At 59.4% G+C, this 3,460-nt stretch carries 4 protein-coding genes; 1 reads left to right on the top strand and 3 read right to left on the bottom strand.

What is annotated here, in order from left to right; genetic code table 11:
* Positions 1–244 precede the first annotated feature (244 nt).
* The 3 genes from VEZ52_RS13450 to ffh form a co-directional block, all read right to left on the bottom strand.
* Positions 245–475, bottom strand: a complete 231-nt coding sequence (locus VEZ52_RS13450) for a KH domain-containing protein (RefSeq protein WP_192113339.1) — start codon at positions 473–475, stop codon at positions 245–247.
* A gap of 220 nt (positions 476–695) precedes the next feature.
* Positions 696–935, bottom strand: a complete 240-nt coding sequence (gene rpsP, locus VEZ52_RS13445; RefSeq protein ID WP_022659551.1) for a 30S ribosomal protein S16 — start codon at positions 933–935, stop codon at positions 696–698.
* Positions 936–1,059: 124 nt separating this feature from the next.
* On the bottom strand, positions 1,060–2,604 hold the full coding sequence (gene ffh / locus VEZ52_RS13440; RefSeq protein ID WP_324837270.1) for a signal recognition particle protein: 1,545 nt from the start codon (positions 2,602–2,604) through the stop codon (positions 1,060–1,062).
* A gap of 689 nt (positions 2,605–3,293) precedes the next feature.
* On the opposite strand from ffh, the gene VEZ52_RS13435 reads away from it, so the two are divergent.
* On the top strand, positions 3,294–3,460 hold a 167-nt coding region (locus tag VEZ52_RS13435), incomplete at its 3' end, for an IMP dehydrogenase (protein WP_324837269.1).

Raw genomic sequence — 3,460 nt, 5'->3', positions numbered from 1 at the left:
AGCCAGAGGGGGGTATCCAAAAGCAAGGGGGAGTCCGCATGCCAGTCGATGCAGATCTCCCCTTTGATGCCGTGGGGCCGCGCCAGCGTACCCATATGAATCCAGGTTTCCGTCATACTTCCAGTTCTGCCGGGTTTCCGGCGGGCTGAGGCGTAGCTGCAATGCCAGGCATTACAGCAGGCGGAACCGGTTTTTTCCCATTCCCTGTTTCCGCCAGAAACAGAGGCCTGGAAAGAACGCGGCGCTACTCCAGAATTTCCAGCACTGTGCGTTTTTTACACTTGATGGAAGCGGCGCTCAGAATGGTGCGCATGGCCCTGGCCGTGCGCCCCTGCTTGCCGATAACCTTGCCCAGGTCCTCTTTGGCGACCTTGAGCTCAAGAACCGTGGTCTGCTCGCCTTCTACTTCGCTGACTTGCACTTCTTCGGGATTATCCACCAGGGATTTGGCAATGTATTCTATCAGGGCCTTCATGTGTACCTCCAGTGGGGGTCAGCCAGTGGGCCTCGGGCGCGCCAAGCGCGCCCCCGGCTCAAACGGGGCCTGCTTGCAGACCACCGCCGGTTCTGATGAACCGGGACAGATATTGCCTGAGCTTTCCCAAAAAACAGCCAGCAGCAAAGTTCTCCTTCAGGGCGTGCCTGAAAGAGATTTGCCGTAGGCTCTGCGCTGCCGCAAAGATAAGCCCAATAAACTAGCCCAGGTGCTCTTTGATAAGAGCGCGCACGGTGTTGGTGGGCTCAGCGCCACGACCCAGCCATTCCTTGATCTTGCCGGCGTCAAGCTTCACTTCAGCCGGATTGACCATGGGATTGTAGTAGCCCAGGAATTCCAGCGGACGGCCATCACGACGGGTTTCGTCATTCGCGGCCACCACACGGTAGAAGGGGTGCTTTTTGCTGCCGAGGCGGGTCAATTTCAACTTTACTGCCATGAGTCCAACTCCCTTTGATTGATGTTATGTTAGCGTTGCGCCCGGGAAAGGGCAAGGGCGGGAAGCCCTGGCGCAAAGAGATTCATCGCCGCGCGTGGCGGCGCTCCTTGCCCCGTAAATATTGTTACTTTTTCTTGCGCTTGGGGCGCTCTTTTTTCTTGCGCTTTTTGGGCGCAGCCTTGGTTGCGCCAGCGCGAGCGCCGGGCATACCTTCCATGCCGGGCATACCAGGCATTCCACCCATCCCCGGCATGCCGGGCATTCCGCCCATGCCGCCAAGATTGGGCATACCGCCAAGCCCCTTGGGCAGGTTCATACCAGGGGGCATACCGCGCATGCGCGGCATGGCGGGCATTTTGGCGCCCTTGCCGCCCATCATGCCCTTCATCATCTGGCGCATCTGCTCAAACTGGCGCACAAGCTGGTTGACCTGGGCAACGGTCACGCCCGAGCCTTTTGCTATGCGCGCTCTGCGGCTGCCGTTGAGGATGTCGGGATTGCGGCGTTCAGCCATGGTCATGGAACTGATGATAGCCTCGGTGCGCTCCATTTCCTTTTCAGGCATGGCCCCGCTGGCTTCGGCCAGCTTGTCGCGCAGGCCGCCCATGCCGGGGATCATTTTAAGGATGCTGTCGAGCGAGCCGAGTTTTTTGATACGGCGCATCTGGGTGCGGAAATCTTCAAGATCAAAGCTGGCCTTCTTCATCTTGAGGGCCAGTTCTTCGGCTTCTTCTGCGTTGATGGCGCTCTGCGCCTTTTCAACCAGGGTGAGCACGTCGCCCATGCCGAGGATGCGGCCAGCGATACGGTCGGGGTGGAAGACTTCCATCTCCGACAGTTTTTCGCCCATGCCCACAAACTTGACGGGCGCGCCCGTTACCGAGCGGATGGAGAGTGCCGCGCCGCCGCGCGCATCGCCGTCCATCTTGGTGAGCACCACGCCGGTGATGCCGAGGCGCTCGTTAAAGCTTTCGGCCACGGTCACGGCGTCCTGACCGGTCATGGCGTCGGCAACAAACAGGATTTCCTGCGGCTGCACTGCCTGCTTGATGGCGGCCAGCTCCTGCATGAGCGGCTCGTCCACATGCAGACGGCCCGCGGTGTCGATCAGCAGTACGGTGGCCTGCTCTTCGCGGGCTTTTTCAAGCGCGGCCTTGGCAATGTCCACGGGGTTCATGTCCACCGTGGAGGGATAGCAAGGCATGTCGAGCTGCTTGGACAGCACTGTCAGCTGTTCAATAGCCGCCGGGCGGTAGACGTCGGCTGGCACCAGATAGGGACGCAGCTTCTGCTTGCGCAGAATATTGGCGATCTTGCCCGCAGAAGTCGTTTTACCAGAGCCCTGCAAGCCCACAAGCATGATGACCGCAGGTTCGCGCCCTTGCAGATTCAGCCCGGCGGTTTCGCCGCCAAGCAGCTGCACAAGTTCATCGTTAACAATCTTGATAACTTGCTGGGCAGGGCTCACGCCCTTGAGCACATCTTGCCCCAGGCACTTTTCGCGCACGCTTTCCACAAAGTCTTTAACGACCTTGAAGTTGACGTCCGCCTCAAGCAGGGCAAGGCGCACCTCGCGCAGGCCAGCCTGCACATTTTCTTCGGTAAGCTGCCCGCGCCCGCTGAATGTGCGGAATACGCCTGAAAGTCTGTCGGAAAGGCTCTCGAACATGAAGTCCCCATTGCGCCGCAGCCTTGCGGCGAAAAAATCGGCGCTCTCGCGCCCGCCCTGCGCCAGCCGCTGTTCACACAGTGCAGCCGCGCATTGGTCGAAGTGCTGATTCATAGGCTGTTTGATGCACCACGTCAAGCCTTAGGCGCAGAATGCCCGCGCGAAGCCCGGCTTTTCAGAAGGCCGCCTGCTGAGCCGCACCATACAACACACGGCGGGCCCCTTGCAAATTTTCGCTAAAAGCTGTACGCCGCCAGCACCCCATTGAACTACAGCAGCGCGCCACGCCCTGCCGCAATTCAATGATACCAGCCGCGCCACCCTGTGGCATACTGCGGCATACCCAAGCGGATTGACGCAAAAACCAGTAGCCAAGGGTGCAACAGCCCTTACATGCCTCTGATTTCTGGTCGCGCTGACTTTACCTTCACCCGGCGGCGCAAACACTATTGCCTGCTGACACGCCCCGCCTTGCGGGCCTTGCTCAGTCAGCACATGCACCGCCCGGACGTAAAGCACGCCTTCATGCTTTAGCGCTGAAACCGCCACCGGCAGGAATATCCCGCGTACCCGCTGCCCCTTGAAACACAAGGGCTTGCGAGCGCTGCCATCATTGACATATGGGGCACAAGGGGATAGTCTTTTGGATTATAATTTGCATAATTATCACAGCCAATTACGAGGACGTCATGTTCACCAATCGCGGTAAGGCGCTGACCTTCGACGACATTTTGCTAGTCCCCGGCTTTTCGGACATCACCCCCGACGCCGTTGACATCTCCACCTGGCTCACCCCCGAAATTCCCCTGCGCATCCCCCTGCTCTCCGCCGCCATGGACACCGTGACTGAAGCGGC

Origin of the sequence: Desulfovibrio sp. (assembly GCF_035644575.1) — a bacterium.
GTDB lineage: Bacteria > Desulfobacterota > Desulfovibrionia > Desulfovibrionales > Desulfovibrionaceae > Desulfovibrio.
This window is presented reverse-complemented; position numbering and strand designations above follow the sequence as displayed.